At 52.6% G+C, this 16,608-nt stretch carries 18 protein-coding genes; 7 read left to right on the top strand and 11 right to left on the bottom strand.

From position 1 onward, the window contains the following. Positions 1–87: 87 nt before the first annotated feature. From potF to NA197_RS17270, 5 genes are all read right to left on the bottom strand, one after another. Positions 88–1,200 (bottom strand): spermidine/putrescine ABC transporter substrate-binding protein PotF, encoded by a 1,113-nt coding sequence (potF, locus tag NA197_RS17290; protein ID WP_000125769.1) that lies wholly within the window; start codon positions 1,198–1,200, stop codon positions 88–90. 348 nt (positions 1,201–1,548) lie between these two features. After that, positions 1,549–2,025, bottom strand: a complete 477-nt coding sequence (locus NA197_RS17285) for a YbjN domain-containing protein (protein WP_000624811.1) — start codon at positions 2,023–2,025, stop codon at positions 1,549–1,551. Positions 2,026–2,121: 96 nt separating this feature from the next. Then, positions 2,122–3,024: a 30S ribosomal protein S6--L-glutamate ligase gene (gene rimK, locus NA197_RS17280; protein ID WP_064043256.1), complete on the bottom strand. Its 903-nt coding sequence runs from the start codon at positions 3,022–3,024 to the stop codon at positions 2,122–2,124. A 57-nt stretch (positions 3,025–3,081) separates the two neighbouring features. Beyond that, the gene (nfsA, locus tag NA197_RS17275; protein ID WP_000075300.1) at positions 3,082–3,804 is read right to left on the bottom strand and encodes a nitroreductase NfsA; all 723 of its coding nucleotides are present in this window, start codon (positions 3,802–3,804) and stop codon (positions 3,082–3,084) included. Beyond that, on the bottom strand, positions 3,788–4,078 hold the full coding sequence (locus NA197_RS17270) for a YbjC family protein (protein WP_001259137.1): 291 nt from the start codon (positions 4,076–4,078) through the stop codon (positions 3,788–3,790). Before NA197_RS17270 ends, nfsA begins: the two co-directional genes overlap by 17 nt. Before the next feature lie 169 nt (positions 4,079–4,247). Here NA197_RS17270 and NA197_RS17265 point away from each other — a divergent pair, with 169 nt between their 5' ends. Continuing rightward, a complete protein-coding gene (locus tag NA197_RS17265; protein ID WP_000495513.1) occupies positions 4,248–4,511 on the top strand; it encodes a GrxA family glutaredoxin in 264 nt (87 codons plus the stop codon). A gap of 31 nt (positions 4,512–4,542) precedes the next feature. On the opposite strand, the gene NA197_RS17260 is transcribed toward NA197_RS17265, so the two are convergent. Next, the gene (locus NA197_RS17260) at positions 4,543–4,920 is read right to left on the bottom strand and encodes an inner membrane protein YbjM (RefSeq protein ID WP_000680849.1); all 378 of its coding nucleotides are present in this window, start codon (positions 4,918–4,920) and stop codon (positions 4,543–4,545) included. 270 nt (positions 4,921–5,190) lie between these two features. Between NA197_RS17260 and NA197_RS17255 the strand changes: the two genes are divergently transcribed. After that, positions 5,191–6,876: an aspartate:alanine antiporter gene (locus NA197_RS17255; RefSeq protein ID WP_001024853.1), complete on the top strand. Its 1,686-nt coding sequence runs from the start codon at positions 5,191–5,193 to the stop codon at positions 6,874–6,876. 116 nt (positions 6,877–6,992) lie between these two features. Here the strand turns inward: NA197_RS17255 and NA197_RS17250 are convergent, their stop codons facing one another. Further along, positions 6,993–7,613 (bottom strand): TetR/AcrR family transcriptional regulator, encoded by a 621-nt coding sequence (locus NA197_RS17250; protein WP_000661871.1) that lies wholly within the window; start codon positions 7,611–7,613, stop codon positions 6,993–6,995. A gap of 167 nt (positions 7,614–7,780) precedes the next feature. Between NA197_RS17250 and NA197_RS17245 the strand changes: the two genes are divergently transcribed. Further along, entirely contained in the window at positions 7,781–8,992 is a 1,212-nt protein-coding gene (locus NA197_RS17245) for an MFS transporter (RefSeq protein WP_000217418.1), read from the top strand. Further along, a complete protein-coding gene (locus NA197_RS17240) occupies positions 8,989–9,804 on the top strand; it encodes a Cof-type HAD-IIB family hydrolase (RefSeq protein ID WP_064043255.1) in 816 nt (271 codons plus the stop codon). Before NA197_RS17245 ends, NA197_RS17240 begins: the two co-directional genes overlap by 4 nt. 53 nt (positions 9,805–9,857) lie before the next feature. Here the strand turns inward: NA197_RS17240 and NA197_RS17235 are convergent, their stop codons facing one another. Next, positions 9,858–11,090: an MFS transporter gene (locus NA197_RS17235; RefSeq protein ID WP_001181284.1), complete on the bottom strand. Its 1,233-nt coding sequence runs from the start codon at positions 11,088–11,090 to the stop codon at positions 9,858–9,860. Between the two features lie 312 nt (positions 11,091–11,402). On the opposite strand from NA197_RS17235, the gene ybjG reads away from it, so the two are divergent. Then, positions 11,403–12,011 carry an undecaprenyl-diphosphate phosphatase gene (gene ybjG / locus NA197_RS17230; RefSeq protein ID WP_001531378.1) on the top strand — a complete coding sequence of 203 codons (609 nt, stop codon included), beginning with the start codon at positions 11,403–11,405 and terminating at the stop codon, positions 12,009–12,011. Between the two features lie 71 nt (positions 12,012–12,082). Next, the gene (gene deoR / locus NA197_RS17225; protein WP_000450106.1) at positions 12,083–12,841 is read left to right on the top strand and encodes a DNA-binding transcriptional repressor DeoR; all 759 of its coding nucleotides are present in this window, start codon (positions 12,083–12,085) and stop codon (positions 12,839–12,841) included. 45 nt (positions 12,842–12,886) lie between these two features. On the opposite strand, the gene dacC is transcribed toward deoR, so the two are convergent. After that, a complete protein-coding gene (gene dacC / locus NA197_RS17220; RefSeq protein WP_000195712.1) occupies positions 12,887–14,089 on the bottom strand; it encodes a serine-type D-Ala-D-Ala carboxypeptidase in 1,203 nt (400 codons plus the stop codon). 243 nt (positions 14,090–14,332) lie between these two features. On the opposite strand from dacC, the gene NA197_RS17215 reads away from it, so the two are divergent. After that, a complete protein-coding gene (locus NA197_RS17215) occupies positions 14,333–14,959 on the top strand; it encodes a glutathione S-transferase family protein (RefSeq protein WP_000631907.1) in 627 nt (208 codons plus the stop codon). Here the strand turns inward: NA197_RS17215 and NA197_RS17210 are convergent. Both NA197_RS17210 and bssR read right to left on the bottom strand, forming a co-directional pair. Then, positions 14,956–16,077 (bottom strand): PQQ-dependent sugar dehydrogenase, encoded by a 1,122-nt coding sequence (locus tag NA197_RS17210; RefSeq protein ID WP_064043254.1) that lies wholly within the window; start codon positions 16,075–16,077, stop codon positions 14,956–14,958. The genes NA197_RS17215 and NA197_RS17210 overlap by 4 nt on opposite strands. Before the next feature lie 117 nt (positions 16,078–16,194). Then, positions 16,195–16,578, bottom strand: coding sequence for a biofilm formation regulator BssR (gene bssR, locus NA197_RS17205; protein WP_000259651.1), 384 nt, complete (start codon positions 16,576–16,578; stop codon positions 16,195–16,197). Positions 16,579–16,608: the final 30 nt, after the last annotated feature.

The raw sequence follows: 16,608 nt of genomic DNA, 5'->3' as shown, positions 1-16,608 counted from the left end.
AAGGCGCTCTCCGGCATAACACAATCAAACGATACAAACGGTGGAATGCCCGATAGCGCACGCTTATCAGGCCATACCGTTAATAAATTACTTACCGCTTTTCACCTTCGTCCATGCGCGGGTGCGGACGCGATCAATCTTCGGCTCCTGCACTTTCAGGGTAAACAACTTGGCCCGCACATCCGCCGGCGGATAAATTCCCGGGTTATCGCGCACCTGCTGGCTGACCAGCGCCGTCGCCTCTTTATTCGCATTGGCGTAGAAAACGTGATCGGAAATATGGGCAATCACATCAGGGCGCAGCAGATAATTAAGGAACTGGTAGGCCTCGTCTTTATTTTTGGCGTCAGCCGGCATGGCAAACACATCAAAAAACGCCATTGCCCCCTCTTTGGGGATCGAGAAAGAGATATTGACGCCATTTTTCGCCTCTTTCGCCCGGTTAGCGGCCTGCCAGACATCGCCCGCCCAGCCGATGGCCACACAGGTATCGCCATTAGCCAGATCGTTAATGTATTGCGAGGAGTGGAAATAGCGAATGTTTGGCCGTAGCTTCAACAACAGATCGGTTGCCGGGCCGGTGTAGTCATCCGCTTTGCTGCTATTCGGATCTTTACCCAGATAGTTCAGCACGGTGGCAAAAATTTCTTCAGGCGCATCAAGGAAAGAGACGCCGCAGCTTTTTAGCTTCTCCAGATTTTCCGGCTTGAGGACTAAATCCCAGCTATTCACTGGCGCATCATCCCCCAGCACCGCTTTCACTTTATCAACGTTATAGCCAATGCCCGTCGTGGCCCACATGTAGGGCATGGCGTATTTGTTGTCAGGATCGTGCTTCGCTACCAGTTTCAACAGTTCAGGATCGAGGTTTTTCCAGCCGGGAAGTTTGCTTTTATCCAGCGGCTGAAAAACGCCCGCGGTGAGCTGGCGCTCAAGAAAACTGGCCGATGGCACCACCAGATCGAACCCGGTGCTGCCTGCCATTAACTTGCCTTCCAGCACTTCGTTAGAGTCAAAGACATCATAGATAACGTTAATCCCGGTCTCTTTTTCAAAGTTCGCCACCGTGTCCGGCGCGATATAATCTGACCAGTTATAAATGTGCAGCGTTTTTTGTTCGGCAGCGAGCGTGCCGACAGAGACGACCATCAGAGCACCCGCAACCAGACCCGATAGCCATTTTTTCTTTAAGGCGGTCATCATCGCTTTCCTTCTGAAATCCGTTAACAAATGAACCCATTAGGCGTGGTTTAAAACATGCCTGAAATGTGCATACCTTTTCATTTGATACAAATGAAGAAGAGAGGTCGCCCTCCCTGCCATCAAGCTCGCTATAGAAGCTTCGCAAGAATAACTTTAGCTAAGGTTTGAGGCTATAGCCCAGATTAAAAAACGCCTTTTATCAATTTTTTATGCAGGTTTTGTCTATGTGATAAAGCGAAATGGTCAGAAAGGAGGTGAATAATTCTTTAAATAAAGGTTAACAGCAGCATAAAAAAACGTAAACAGCAGCCGCGCTGGCAGCGACTGCCTGATTATCGGGAGGGATTAGTGAAGAAAATGGTCAACCACGCTGGTTTTTTGCGCGTCTTCTTCCGCGTTAAACAGAAGCTGATGCGCCCCGGCCTCAAGGATCACCATAGAAATCTGCTCTTCACTTTGCCGAACAAACCATTCGAACTGTTCGTAGGTGACGCCTTGCATAACGGATAAAGACTGGCACACAACCAGTTTTGGCAGATTATCATCCTGCATATCGAGAAAGGCTTTTACCGTCAACGAACTGGCGTTGATAGCAGAGAGATCGGCCGCCAGCGGCAGCAACGCGGAAGGCCTGACCTCCGCCATCGCGGAAAAAAGAATGGTGTTGTCCACCAAATCGATTTTAGCATCGTAGACGCCGTCAAAATTCTGCATATGCGGCAAATGCAGCGCCTGGCAGGTATCACATTCGAAGAAATTCATGCCCAGGTCGTCGAGCCATTGACGCAACGTATCCAGAGTGGGAACGACCAGTGATATCATAATAATGTGCTACCTCTTACGATGACGATGAAAAAATTACCGGCACAGCTTACGCAAAAAGCGTGCTTCGTACTACGGCGGAATCCATGATTGCGATTAGCCGCCGATTTTAAGGCAAAATTCAGGCGTAGCGTGACGTTCTATCCACTGAATCATTCGCCCCGCGATATCCACGCCCGTAGTCTTTTCGATACCTTCCAGTCCCGGCGAGGCATTCACCTCCATCACCAGCGGCCCGCGCGCGGCGCGTAAAATATCGACACCCGCCACATCCAGCCCCAGCGTCTGTGCGGCTTTGATGGCGATATCCCGTTCACGGGACGTGATCGTCGCGATGCTGGCCACCCCGCCGCGATGAAGATTGGAGCGAAAATCACCGGCTTTCGCGCACCGCTCAATCGCCGCCACAACCTCATTGCCGACGACCAGACAACGGATATCGCATCCTTTAGCTTCGGCAATGTATTCCTGAACCAGGATATGGGCATTGAGCCCCCGAAACGCATCAATAACGCTTTCAGCAGCCTGACGCGTCTCCGCCAATACCACGCCGATCCCTTGCGTGCCTTCTACCAGCTTCACGACCAGCGGCGCCCCGCCAACCATCTTAATAAGATCGCTGGTATCATCCGGCGAATGGGCGATCCCGGTAATGGGAAGATCGATCCCCTGGCGCGCCAGAAGTTGTAGCGATCGCAACTTATCGCGCGCGCGGGTAATGGCGACGGATTCATTCAGCGGATAGCTACCCAGTAGCTCAAACTGACGTAGTGCAGCGGTACCATAAAAGGTAATGGCCGAACCAATACGGGGAATAACGGCGTCAAAATGGGGCAGACGACGCCCCTTGTAATGGATCGACGACGCAGCCGGATTAATATTCATATAGCAGGAAAGAGGATCGAGTATCTCGACCAGATGGCCGCGCCGCATCGCCGCTTCGCGCAGACGTTTGCAAGAATAGAGCGTTCCATCCCTGGACAATATGGCAATTTTCACCCTGCACCTCGCTGAAAACCCTGAAAAGCCCGCGTATCATACACTGGCCCGCAGGTTTTAGCGCGTCGCCCAGCCCTGTTTATGCAAATATTCAAGGATAAATGGGCGATTTTCTTTAATCAGGGTGCGACGGATATGATCGCTCCAGGTATCGCGTCGCGTATTACTGCCGCGGGTCAGATAATACTCAGCCAACTGCTCGTCATAGCGCGCCAGCAGCTTTTCATCAAGCGGTTGATACTGGTTCTCATGAACCACAAGCTCGGCAGGCAGGCGCGGTTTCAGATCCGGATTATCCGCAGGCCATCCCAAACACAGGCCAAAGAGCGGCAATACATGCTTCGGCAATTTTAACAGTTCGGTAACAGACTCGATATTGTTACGGATGCCGCCGATATACACGCCGCCTAACCCCAGTGATTCCGCCGCCGTCAGCGCGTTTTGCCCCATCATCGCCGTATCGACGACACCGAGCAGCAGTTGTTCGGCAAGCCCCAACTGCGCGTCAGGACAGATCTGCAAATGACGATTAAAATCGGCGCAAAATACCCAGAACTCAGCGGCCTGCGCCACATGCTTTTGCCCGCCCGTCAGGGGCACTAACGCCTCGCGCAGCGCCCGATCGGTAATACGGATAATAGAACTGCACTGTAAAAAACTGGAACTGGACGTGCTGCGCGCGGCGGCAATAATGGCCTCTCGCTGCGCGTCAGTCACGGGTTCATCGGTGAAATGGCGAATAGAACGATGGCCACAAAGAAGTTCAATGGTCGGACTCATTATGCTTTTCTCTATCTGAACGGGAAGAAATGTCGGGTGGACGTTTCATCAACTGCGGCGCCAGTAACTGCGCAATACGCCACATCATCGCCACCGCGGCGGGGAGGATCAACACGACGCCCAGGAAAACCATCAATACGCCAGCCAGCGGCGTATTGAACGGCGCGGGCAGCGTAAGGTAATGATTAAGCGATAGCAGAGCAAGCGCCAGCAAAATCATACCGAGGTATTCCAGTATCAGTACGCTTTTGGGTAACACGCCAATCGTGCGCATATCAAGCCTCCCGGTTAACTGACGCACAGTGTAGAACGTTCTGGTCCGGCGTGCTTAACAGATATAGCCCTGGGTTATCAAAGGAACAGGCGTAACCTGCTTTTCATCTGCCGTAAATCGCGGCATGATAACACCTGTTCGCCGTCTGGCTTTATGTTCGAGGAGAGATATGTTTACTGTTATTTTTGGCCGCCCAGGATGCCCTTATTGCGTGCGTGCAAAAGAGTTGGCGGAAAAACTGAGCAAAGAACGCGACGATTTTAACTACCGCTATATTGATATCCATGCTGAAGGCATTACTAAAGCGGATTTGGAAAAAACCGTAGGTAAACCTGTAGAAACCGTACCGCAGATTTTTGTCGATCAAAAACATATCGGCGGCTGTACGGATTTTGAAGCATGGGCAAAAGAAAATCTGAATCTTTTCGCCTGATTGCTCTGGCAACGCCCTCTGCCGGAGGGCGCTATTGGCGTTTTTTTCGCCGGTGGCTAAACAGGCTGCTAATAAACAAATAACAGAGCGCGCCTAACGCACACCAGAATACGGCGCTAAATAACCACGCCAGTTCTTGCCAAAACGATCGGGTAGGCATAAATACCACGCGCATTAACACCAGGCAAAACGGCGCCGCCAGCATCGCCCCGATCAGCGGTCGGATCACCTCGCGTCGGTGAGAACAAAAACTGGCCACCGCACCAGGCAACGTAAAAAATAACAGTCCAATCTCAGGATGCCCTGCCGCGCGAAAAGCGCCTTGTACATGCATAGTTAATGAAAGACACACCACAATAAAGAGTACAAAGCAGCAGACAACGCTTGCCCACCCGTGTTTATGTTTCAATCGTTCCTCCTGACACTCTCTATCGAACACGCTTTCCGCCGTGAGGCATCCAGTCAGATAAAGTCATGTGGCATTCCATGCCAAAAACACACCTGCACGATTCTTATAGCCGTTAGTACGCAATAAGATTAAACTAGCAGGATATATTGTTGTGTTGTTTTTATTTAGATGCTGTATGCAATACGATTGCACCCTTAATTCATGATAAAAACAGTAGCGTAAATTACCATTTCTTTCAATAGCTTACTCGTAAACAAGAAGTTAGTCTCCGTGAATATAAACGTCGCAGATTTGTTAAATGGGAATTACATCCTGTTATTATTTGTGGTCCTGGCTCTTGGCCTGTGTCTTGGCAAGTTACGTCTGGGTTCAGTCCAACTTGGTAATTCCATTGGCGTTTTAGTGGTCTCTCTATTATTAGGGCAGCAACACTTCAGTATTAACACCGACGCGCTAAATCTGGGATTTATGCTGTTTATTTTTTGTGTCGGCGTCGAGGCTGGCCCCAACTTTTTTTCGATTTTTTTTCGCGACGGTAAAAACTATCTGATGCTTGCCCTGGTCATGGTCGGTAGCGCTCTGCTAATCGCCTTAGGCCTTGGTAAGCTATTCGGCTGGGATATCGGCCTGACGGCCGGTATGCTGGCCGGCTCAATGACATCCACGCCCGTGCTGGTTGGCGCAGGCGATACCCTGCGACATTCCGGCATCGCCAGCACCCAACTCTCCTCCGCTCTTGATAATCTGAGCCTGGGCTATGCCCTGACCTATCTGATTGGCTTGGTCAGCCTGATCGTGGGCGCGCGCTACTTGCCTAAACTGCAGCATCAGGATTTGCAAACCAGCGCCCAGCAAATTGCCCGCGAGCGCGGTCTGGATACCGATGCTAATCGCAAAGTTTATTTGCCGGTTATCCGCGCCTATCGGGTTGGTCCGGAGCTGGTGGCCTGGACTGACGGTAAAAACCTGCGCGAGCTGGGTATTTACCGCCAGACAGGCTGCTATATCGAACGTATTCGCCGTAACGGTATTCTGGCGAACCCGGATGGCGATGCGGTGCTGCAAATGGGCGATGAGATTGCGCTGGTCGGCTATCCGGACGCGCACGCCAGGCTCGATCCCAGCTTCCGTAATGGTAAGGAAGTGTTTGATCGCGATCTGCTTGATATGCGCATCGTGACGGAAGAAATTGTGGTGAAAAACCACAATGCGGTCGGTCGCCGCCTCGCTCAGCTCAAGCTGACCGATCATGGCTGCTTCCTTAACCGCGTCATCCGCAGCCAGATCGAAATGCCTATCGACGATAACGTTGTGCTGAATAAAGGCGACGTGTTACAGGTGAGCGGCGACGCCAGACGCGTAAAAACCATTGCCGATCGCATTGGTTTTATTTCGATTCATAGTCAGGTGACGGACCTGCTCGCCTTCTGCGCTTTTTTTATCATCGGGTTAATGATCGGGATGATTACCTTCCAGTTCAGCAATTTTAGTTTCGGCATCGGCAACGCGGCCGGATTGCTGTTCGCCGGGATCATGCTCGGTTTCCTGCGCGCTAACCATCCTACCTTTGGTTATATTCCGCAGGGCGCGCTTAATATGGTGAAAGAATTCGGCTTGATGGTGTTTATGGCAGGCGTTGGTTTAAGCGCCGGCAGCGGTATCAGCAACGGTCTGGGCGCGGTCGGCGGACAAATGCTGATCGCCGGGCTTGTCGTCAGCCTGGTACCGGTGGTGATCTGCTTCTTGTTTGGCGCTTATGTGCTGCGCATGAACCGGGCGCTGCTGTTCGGCGCCATGATGGGCGCGCGTACCTGCGCCCCGGCGATGGAAATCATTAGCGATACGGCGCGCAGTAATATTCCAGCGCTGGGTTATGCGGGGACTTACGCCATCGCCAACGTTCTGCTAACGCTGGCGGGGACGCTTATTGTCATCATCTGGCCGGGGTTAGGATAAAACTGAAGTTTGCCTTTAAGTGAAAAAATTTTGCCAATAGGTCGAACTTTTCGTTAAAGCATCAGTCATACCTATTGCCACTGCTTTTCTTTGATGTCCCCATTTTGTGGAGCCCATCAACCCCGCCATTTCGGTTCAAGGTTGATGGGTTTTTTGTTGCCCGACGCAGAGTGACACGACATTGGCTCGCCGGCGATTCGCTTTACCATCTGTAAAATCGCTTCACGCGCCAGCGGCGTTCGATCCGTTACAAAATGCAGCGTCATCCCCTCGATAAACGCATCCAGCGCGCGGGCGGTCTGTGCGTCAAACCACTGCGCCAGCGTATTCTGGCTACGCTGCATCCAGTTTTGCATGACTATTTTTAACGCTGGCTTATCGCTGGCATAGGCATATAACTGATACATTAACGCCATATTATCCGGCGTCGTAACCTGCGAGCCGTAAATCATTTCCGTTATCGCCTGGCACGCCCCCTCCGCATCCGTCACCTGCGCAAAAAAGTCCTGGTATTGACGCGACATGTTCTCGGTGAAAAGTGTAAAGGCTTCACTCAATAACGCATCCATACCGGCAAAATAGTAGGTCATCGAGCCAAGCGGCACCTGAGCGATAGCGGCGATTTTCCGGTGCGTCACGGCATGAACGCCATAGGTCTTTACCGCTTCCAGTGTGGCCTGAATTATTTTTTCCCGTCGCTTAGGATCATTGGCGCGTCTTACGGCATTTTCTTTCATGATGAGTTCCACATCTCATTCAGGATGTAGGCGATAGTAGCCTGCCGCTTACGCTGAAAAAACAGACAGCAAAAACTGTCTGCACAACGAAGTATGACGACGATATGTACAAATGTACACAAGCTTGCTAATGTTTACCTCTCGCTTCTATTTTCTGGCCTGACGCTATGACCGTCCTCTCCTCACGTAACGCCTTAAAACGCCGTACCTGGGCGCTGTTTATGTTCTTCTTTTTACCCGGACTGCTGATGGCCTCCTGGGCAACCCGAACGCCTGCTATTCGGGATATTCTTTCCGTCTCTACCGCGGAAATGGGGGCGGTCTTATTCGGGCTTTCTATCGGTTCAATGAGCGGTATTCTTTGTTCCGCCTGGCTGGTGAAACGATTTGGCACCCGGAAGGTTATTCGCACGACGATGACCTGCGCAGTAGGCGGGATGGTTATTCTTAGCGTCGCGCTGTGGTGCGCCTCGCCGCTGATTTTTGCCCTTGGATTAGCCGTTTTCGGCGCCAGTTTTGGCGCCGCCGAAGTGGCGATTAATGTCGAAGGCGCGGCGGTCGAACGCGAGCTGAATAAAACCGTTCTGCCGATGATGCATGGTTTCTACAGTTTCGGCACGCTGGCGGGCGCTGGTGTCGGCATGGCGTTAACCGCATTAAGCGTCCCGGCTAACATCCATATCATCCTCGCGGCTGCCGTGGCGATCGCGCCCATTTTTATCGCCATTCGGGCGATCCCTGACGGTACGGGTAAAAACGCATCGGAAGATGCTCACCTTCAGGAAAAAGGATTACCTTTTTATCGGGACATCCAGCTTTTGCTTATTGGCGTGGTGGTGCTGGCAATGGCATTCGCCGAAGGCTCTGCGAATGACTGGCTGCCGCTACTGATGGTAGACGGACACGGTTTTAGCCCAACCTCCGGCTCTCTGATCTACGCCGGTTTCACGCTTGGTATGACCGTTGGCCGCTTTACCGGCGGCTGGTTTATTGACCGCTATAGCCGGGTGACGGTTGTTCGCGCCAGCGCGTTGATGGGAGCGTTGGGCATTGGCCTGATTATTTTTGTCGATAGCGACTGGGTTGCCGGCGTCTCGGTCATTCTTTGGGGCTTAGGCGCTTCGCTCGGCTTCCCGCTGACCATTTCCGCCGCCAGCGATACCGGTCCCGACGCGCCGACGCGCGTGAGCGTTGTCGCCACGACCGGCTATCTGGCGTTTTTGGTCGGGCCGCCGCTGTTGGGCTATCTGGGAGAGCATTATGGATTACGCAGCGCCATGATGGTTGTGCTGGCGCTGGTTATTCTGGCGGCGCTGGTGGCGAAGGCCGTCGCCAAACCTGTATCGACTCCGCAACCGGTGATGGAGCATAACGCATGAGTATTAAATTAATCGCCGTCGACATGGACGGCACGTTTCTGAGCGATCAAAAAACCTATAACCGTGACCGGTTTATGGCGCAGTACCAACAAATGAAGCGGCAAGGCATTCGCTTTGTCGTGGCCAGCGGCAACCAGTATTACCAGTTAATCTCCTTCTTTCCGGAAATTGCGCACGAAATCGCTTTTGTCGCGGAAAACGGTGGCTGGGTGGTCAGCGAAGGAGAGGATGTTTTTAACGGCGAGCTGACAAAAGCCGACTTCCAGGCGGTTGTCGAACACCTGCTCACACGCGCCGATGTGGAGATCATCGCCTGTGGAAAAAACAGCGCCTACACGCTGAAACGGTACGACGATGCGTTAAAAGCCGTTGCGGCAATGTATTATCATCGTCTGGAGTTTGTGGATAATTTCAACAATATCAGCGATGTTTTTTTCAAATTCGGCCTTAATATTACCGATGAACGGATACCGGAAGTACAGGCGGCGCTGCACGACGCCATTGGCGATATCATGGTCCCCGTTCATACTGGCTATGGCAGTATTGATTTAATAATTCCCGGCGTGCATAAAGCCAACGGCCTGCGTCTGTTACAGCAGCGCTGGGGCATTCATGATAGTGAAGTGGTGGTATTCGGCGACGGCGGCAACGATATTGAGATGCTGCGTCAGGCCAGGTTTAGTTTTGCCATGTCGCACGCCAGCGAAGCGGTCGCGGCGGCGGCGAAATACCGCGCCGGATCGAACAATCAGGAAGGCGTGCTGGATATCATCGACAGCGTATTAAACAACGAGCCGCCGTTCAACGTCTAGCGGATGCCTCTCTACGCCTGATAACAGAAAGCTTATCAGGCGTAGCCGCTCTCTCAGACTGTTTGCAAATTCCCCGTCCGCTTATCTTTTAAGAAGACCAGCATTAGCAGTAGCCAAAGAATACCGTTTGCCAGATTAAACAGGCTAAATAGCCCATTGCCGCCACTTAACCAGGCGTGTTTACTGACTTCAATGCCAACGGTAAAAATCAGCATTTGTAGCATTCCCATCGCCGCCGAGACCGTTCCTTTACTCATATCGCTGGAAAAGAGCGTCAGACGCACCAGTCCGGCATTCGCCAGCCCAATGCCAAAAGCGTATACGCTTAATCCCGCCGTCATCCATAAATAAGCATGGGATGAAACCACCGTCGCCGCCGCGGCGATGATCAGCCCCGCGACGATAGGCCAGCCGCCCATCACGATCAGCGAGCGAACCGTACGTCGGGAGGTTAAACGCGCCAACACCAGATTACCGGCAATGAGCGCGCCAAAAACGGGCACCTGCAGCAGACCATATTCATAGCTGCTGAGCTGTTCGCCGCTAATGATGATAATCGGCGACTGCGCAATCCAGGCCAACAGTGGCAGGCTGACAAATCCCAGCGCTAACGCCCCTGCGACGAACCGCCGGTTTTTTATCACCAGCCGATAATCCCGGCCCAACGCCTTAAATGACAGCGTTTCGCCCCGCCGCGTGGCGGTCTCCGGCATTGCGCGCTGTAGCCCGAAAAAGGCGATAGCGGCCAGTGCGGCAAATAAAATAAACATCCCCTCCCACGGCAGAACATGCACCCATGCCGCCCCAACCAGTGGTCCCAGTAGCGGCGCGATTAACGCCACGTTCGCCATCAGCGCGGTAATTTTTATACACACCGCTTCCTCAAAGGATTCCTGAATCGCGGCATACCCTACAGCGCCGATAAAACACAGGCTAATCCCTTGCAAAAAACGCAGGAAGGTAAATTGTTCGATGTTTTTCGCCAGTAACGTCGCCAGGCAGGTGACAATAAACCACACGACGCCCGCCAGCATCACGGGACGACGGCCAATCCGGTCAGACAACGGGCCAAGCAGCCATTGTAAGAACATACCGCCCGCCAGATAAGCGGTCATGGACGTCGGAACCCAGTCCAGGCCCGCCTGATACTGCTCAACCACCGCCAGCATACCCGGCTGGATCATGTCGTTGCCAATATAAGTAGAAAACTCGTACAGCACCAGACAGAGAGGAAAAAGCAGCGCCTGACGTCCCAGCCTGCCGCCTGATTGTAAACGATTCTGCATACCATCTCTTCGCCAATAAAAACCGCGCAGAGTGTAATGAAAGTCGGGGAACTGAGATAGCGAATTATGAGGCTGCAAGGGAAATAGCGCACATTTTTACAGAAAGCCGCTTAGCGCTTACGTACTTTAAGGTTAATTTAAGTTTGCGCCGTTATCATCAACGTTATTTTATGCCATTGTCTTAAATCTCTTCATGTTGCCGCCAAATAAGACAATACTGCTTTTCCTCCCTGTTACGCTGCATTTATGCTCAGTTTGCACGGGGATGAGCTGGCTATCCCTTTTGATTTCATTGCTCCGAGCCTGGATGTTATGCTGGAAAACCTTAACAACTCGCTGTTTTATTTTATTAACGCCACGCCTGATTCCGCGCAGTGGACAATTTCGCTCGCTATCTTTATCGCCAAAGATGTCATCAACATTGTCCCGCTCTTAGCCGTGGTACTCTGGCTGTGGGGTCCCCGCGATCGGGTCTGCGCTCAGCGCCAGCTGATCGTTAAAATCGGCATCGCGCTGATTATCAGTCTGGCGGTCTCCTGGACAATGGGACACCTTTTCCCGCACGACCGTCCGTTTGTCGATCATATCGGCTATAACTTCCTGCATCATGCCGCCGATGACTCGTTCCCCAGCGATCACGGTACGGTGATTTTTACCTTTGCGCTGGCGTTTTTGTTCTGGCACCGCCTCTGGTCAGGCATCGTGATGATGGCGATAGCCATTACCATCGCCTGGTCGCGCGTCTATCTCGGCGTACACTGGCCGTTAGATATGATTGGCGCGCTGCTGGTAGCGATGCTTGGCTGCCTGAGCGCACAGCTGATCTGGCAATGGTACGGCGCGCCGCTCTACCAGGCGCTGCAACGTTGTTACCGTTTCTGTTTCGCATTGCCCATTCGAAAAGGCTGGGTACGTGACTAAACAGCGAAAAAAAGAGTAATATTAAGCGCTCTGTATGGTGCGGAGCGCTTATTTAACTCTCCAGGGGAACTATGGAAACGCGACGCGACGAGCGTATTGGTCAATTGCTGCAGGCCTTAAAACGCAGCGATAAACTTCACCTTAAAGAAGCCGCGACCCTGTTGGGCGTCTCTGAAATGACCATTCGTCGCGACCTGAACCATAAAAGCGCGCCTGTCGTGTTGCTGGGCGGCTATATCGTACTGGAGCCCCGCAGCGCCAGTCATTATCTGTTAAGCGATCAAAAATCTCGTCTGGTGGAAGAAAAACGCCGAGCCGCTCAGTTGGCTGCGGGCCTGGTACAAGCGCATCAGACGGTATTTATTGACTGCGGCACCACCACGCCGTGGATCATTGAAGCCATTGATAATGACCTTCCCTTTACGGCGGTGTGCTATTCACTTAATACCTTTCTGGCGCTGCAGGACAAACCCCATTGCCGCGCTATCCTCAGCGGCGGGGAGTTTCACGCCAGCAACGCCATTTTCAAACCGCTTGATTTCCATGAAACGTTAAACAATATTTGTCCGGATATCGCGTTTTATTCCGCCGCCGGCGTTCATACCAGTAAAGGCGCTACCTGCTTTAATCTGGAAGAGCTGCCGGTAAAACATTGGGCAATGACAATGGCACAGAGCCATGTACTGGTGGTGGATCACAGTAAATTCGGCAAGGTACGTCCGGCGCGGATGGGGGAATTATCACGCTTTGATACGATTATCAGCGACCGCCGTCCCGACGAGGCCTTCGTGGCCTACGCTAAAGCGCAACAAATTACTCTGATGTATTAACCGCAGGTTTGCCGGATGCGACGCGCACCCGGCAATGGGGTTATTTTACGAGAACCAACTGCCAAACCACTGATGGAGTTTCATCAGCACAAAATCCCACATCCGGCTGAAAAATCCCCCCTCCTCGACGTTTTCCATCACCATTAACGGGCGTTGCTCAATGGATTTTCCGTTAAGCTGGAAATCGATGGTGCCGACAACCTGCCCTTTCTTCAACGGCGCCGTGAGCTGTGGTTCGTTCAACGTAAAGCTGGCCTTCAGGTTTTTAAGCTGCCCACGCGGAATCGTCACAGACCCCGCATCGCCCGCCCCCAAATTGACCTCACGCTTATCGCCAAACCAGACCCGTTGCGTCACGAATGTCGCGTCAGGTTTAATCGGCGTGACCGTTTCAAAGAAGCGGAAACCCCAGGTCAGCAGTTTTTCTGACTCATTAAAACGAATACGGTCCGTTTTCGCCCCCAGCACGACAGAGATCAGGCGCATATCGCCCTGGGTGGCGGAGGCGACAAGGTTATATCCAGCGCCTGCCGTTGTCCCCGTTTTCATGCCGTCGACATGCAGATTGGTACTCCACAACAGGCGGTTGCGGTTTGGCTGACGAATATTATTAAAAGTAAATTCTTTCTCTTTATGAATGGCGTATTCGTCAGGCACGTCGTGAATCAGGGCCTTGCCGAGCAGCGCCATATCGCGAGCGGTACTGAACTGCCCTGGCGCATCAAGACCGTGTACCGTCTGGAAGGTTGTATTGGTTAACCCCAGTCGTTTCGCATAGGCGTTCATCAGGCCGATAAAGGACTCCTGGCTTCCGGCGACGTAGTCGGCAAGCGCGATACAGGCATCATTACCTGACTGAATGATGATGCCTTTATTAAGATCCGCAACCGACACCTGATCGCCTGGCTTCAGAAACATCACCGACGACCCACGTAGCGCCGGGTTCCCCGTCGCCCAGGCATCTTTGCCCACCGTCACCATATCGGTCAGCTTGATTTTGCCTGCCTTCAGCGCCTGGCCCACCACGTAGCTGGTCATAATTTTTGTTAAACTGGCAGGGTCGAGTTTCTCATCGGCGTTGCCTTCCGCCAGTACTTTACCGCTGGCGTAATCCATTAAGATCCAGGCTCGCGCATCAACGCCCGGCGGCGCGATCGTTTGTTCCTCTGCCTTTACAGGCGAAGCGAAAAGGAATAAGAGAACCGAACCTGCCGCGAGGCTACGAAGGGAAGAAGCGTATTGCGTCATAGTACCACCCGAGTATCCATTCCAAAAACACACGTCACACCACCGTGTAATAAGTGCGGTGAGTAATAACGCACTCACGACGTTAAAGAAACCGTAACTTGGTAAAGTTTTTAAAGTTTATGCAATAACATCCCGTTACGCTTCCTTCATAACGATTTTTTTACAGACCATTGTGTAAATGTTAGGTTTATCTCACGGTAGGCCGATTACTGTCATCATCCTGATAAAACAGAAGAGGTTAATATGATTACGCTGTGGGGCCGGAACAACTCGACTAATGTTAAAAAAGTGTTGTGGACGCTTGAAGAGCTGGAACTGCCATACGATCAAATTCTGGCAGGTGGAAAATTCGGCGTTAACCAGGATGCCGACTATCTGGCGATGAATCCTAATGGGCTGGTGCCGCTGCTTAAAGATGATGAAACCGACCTGTTATTATGGGAATCCAATGCCATTGTCCGCTATCTGGCGGCGCAATACGGCCAGAACCGGCTATGGGTTGATAATCCGGCGCGGCGTGCGGAGGGCGAAAAATGGATGGACTGGGCGAATCAAACGTTAAGCCCGGCGCACCGCGTGATCCTGATGGGACTGGTCAGAACCCCGCCGGAAAAACGCGACCAGGCGGCAATTGAAGCCGGTATCGAAAAGTGTGACAGCCTGTTTGCGCTGCTTGATGATGCGCTGGCCCACCAGCCGTGGTTCTCCGGGGATAACTTTGGCACCGGCGATATCGCTATTGCGCCTTTCGTCTATAACCTGTTGAACGTGGGTCTGAAATGGACGCCGCGCCCGAATCTGGAGCGCTGGTATCAACAGCTTACCGAGCGCCCTGCTTTTCGCAAAGTGGTGATGATCCCGGTGACCTAACGCGTGGCTGCAGGACTTACCTTGAGTAACTGCCCGTCGGACTCATCGGTTAACACATATAAGTAGCCGTCAGGTCCGACACGCACATCCCGAATACGCTGCTTTCTGTCACCCAGAATACGGCCTTCTTCCGTCACCGTATTGCCATCGATGCGCATCACAATGATCTCTTTATCTTTTAGCGCGCCGATAAACAGTTTGTGCCGCCACGGCGCAAAAACGTCGCTGGCATAAAAAGCCATCCCGCTGATCGCCGGAGAATCCTTCCAGTAGTAAACCGGTTGCTCCGTTCCCTCAACAATTTCACCTTTGGCTTCCGGCACTTTCAGACCACTATAGTTGACGCCCCATGTGGCCAGCGGCCAGCCATAATTTTTGCCTTTTTCCGGGATGTTAATTTCATCGCCGCCGCGCGGACCGTGTTCATGCAGCCATAGCGCGCCGCTCCAGGGATTGATGGCCAGCCCCTGCGGATTACGAATACCGTAAGACCAGATTTCCGGACGCGCGCCCGCCTGATGCACAAACGGATTATCCGGCGGAATTTCGCCCTGCCCGGTCAGGCGCACCAGCTTACCCTGTAATTTATCCAAATCCTGCGCGGTAGCGCGCTGGTTATTTTCACCCAGGGCAATAAAAAGAAACCCTTGCGCATCGAATACCATACGTCCGCCGAAATGGTTGCCGGTAGACAGCTTAGGCATCTGGCGAAACACGGTACGAAAATGCTCCAGACGCTGAAGATCGTCGCTCAGCCGTCCAAAACCGACTGTCGTACCGGCGTTTCCTTCGCGGTCAGCTTCAGCATAGCTCAGCCAGACGCGGCGCGACTGGGCAAAGTCAGGCGCCAGCACGACGTCCAGCAAACCTCCCTGCCCGTTTGCCCACACTTTCGGTACGCCAGCCAGCGGATCGGAAAGTCCCTTCCCCGTCTGCCAGTGGCGCAGTTGTCCCCCTTTCAGGGTAATGAGCATCCCACGGTTATCCGGCAAAAAAGCCAGCGACCACGGGTGATCGAGTCGGGTTTGCAGCACCTCAACGTTCACCGGCGCAAGATTGGCGTTCGCCCATGAAGAGAAAAGAGAGAATGAAACTATCGCGAGAAGTATTCGACGCATATCGCCTCCTTCAGGGCTCTGCGTTAAAGCGTAGTCAGCATCGCAAGAGGTCGGTTTATTTTTACAAAACATTAAGCGGCGCGGTCCGGTAAAAAGGGGGAGTCGCCTCCCCCTTATTCAGACCTGTGTAAGCGGTGAATGTGCTTTCAGACTCTGAATACTCAGCGTCAAAGTTGTCAGACAGTTTTCAAGTTTATCTGCGTTGACGGCAATAAAGGTCGGACAATCATGGTGTCCGCTCATTAAACAAACGGCGGCGGCTGCAAGCGCGCCTTCGGCACGGCGCAGCGCGTTCCACTCTTCCTGATCGAGATGCAGTCCCTGCCGTAAAGCGTGATCGTGGAGCTCGCGATTCAGTTCAAAAAAATTGTCACGCAGAGTGTCACTTTCGCTGACTGACATATACCCCTTCGCTTTTCGCAATTGCAGATAAGCGGCAAGATCGATACGCGCGTTTATCAGCTTGTTGAGAAGATCGGTTCTCAGTCTGTCAACGACCATACCTTTTTTCCTCCTCTTTTCTACCAGGGT

The sequence above is a fragment of the Salmonella sp. NW884 genome (genome assembly GCF_051700745.1).
GTDB lineage: Bacteria > Pseudomonadota > Gammaproteobacteria > Enterobacterales > Enterobacteriaceae > Salmonella > Salmonella enterica.
The sequence above is the reverse complement of the archived record's forward strand: the minus strand, read 5'-3'. Positions and strand labels throughout refer to the sequence as shown.

What these genes read in the sequence shown, in the direction of transcription:
- potF (WP_000125769.1), bottom strand. Translation starts at nt 1,200, where the DNA reads ATGACCGCCTTAAAGAAAAAATGGCTATCGGGTCTGGTTGCGGGTGCT.
- NA197_RS17285 (WP_000624811.1), bottom strand. Translation starts at nt 2,025, where the DNA reads ATGATATCACTGGTCGTTCCCACTCTGGATACGTTGCGTCAATGGCTC.
- nfsA (WP_000075300.1), bottom strand. Translation starts at nt 3,804, where the DNA reads ATGAGTCCGACCATTGAACTTCTTTGTGGCCATCGTTCTATTCGCCAT.
- NA197_RS17270 (WP_001259137.1), bottom strand. Translation starts at nt 4,078, where the DNA reads ATGCGCACGATTGGCGTGTTACCCAAAAGCGTACTGATACTGGAATAC.
- NA197_RS17265 (WP_000495513.1), top strand. Translation starts at nt 4,248, where the DNA reads ATGTTTACTGTTATTTTTGGCCGCCCAGGATGCCCTTATTGCGTGCGT.
- NA197_RS17250 (WP_000661871.1), bottom strand. Translation starts at nt 7,613, where the DNA reads ATGAAAGAAAATGCCGTAAGACGCGCCAATGATCCTAAGCGACGGGAA.
- NA197_RS17245 (WP_000217418.1), top strand. Translation starts at nt 7,781, where the DNA reads ATGACCGTCCTCTCCTCACGTAACGCCTTAAAACGCCGTACCTGGGCG.
- NA197_RS17240 (WP_064043255.1), top strand. Translation starts at nt 8,989, where the DNA reads ATGAGTATTAAATTAATCGCCGTCGACATGGACGGCACGTTTCTGAGC.
- NA197_RS17235 (WP_001181284.1), bottom strand. Translation starts at nt 11,090, where the DNA reads ATGCAGAATCGTTTACAATCAGGCGGCAGGCTGGGACGTCAGGCGCTG.
- ybjG (WP_001531378.1), top strand. Translation starts at nt 11,403, where the DNA reads ATGCTGGAAAACCTTAACAACTCGCTGTTTTATTTTATTAACGCCACG.
- deoR (WP_000450106.1), top strand. Translation starts at nt 12,083, where the DNA reads ATGGAAACGCGACGCGACGAGCGTATTGGTCAATTGCTGCAGGCCTTA.
- dacC (WP_000195712.1), bottom strand. Translation starts at nt 14,089, where the DNA reads ATGACGCAATACGCTTCTTCCCTTCGTAGCCTCGCGGCAGGTTCGGTT.
- NA197_RS17215 (WP_000631907.1), top strand. Translation starts at nt 14,333, where the DNA reads ATGATTACGCTGTGGGGCCGGAACAACTCGACTAATGTTAAAAAAGTG.
- NA197_RS17210 (WP_064043254.1), bottom strand. Translation starts at nt 16,077, where the DNA reads ATGCGTCGAATACTTCTCGCGATAGTTTCATTCTCTCTTTTCTCTTCA.
- bssR (WP_000259651.1), bottom strand. Translation starts at nt 16,578, where the DNA reads ATGGTCGTTGACAGACTGAGAACCGATCTTCTCAACAAGCTGATAAAC.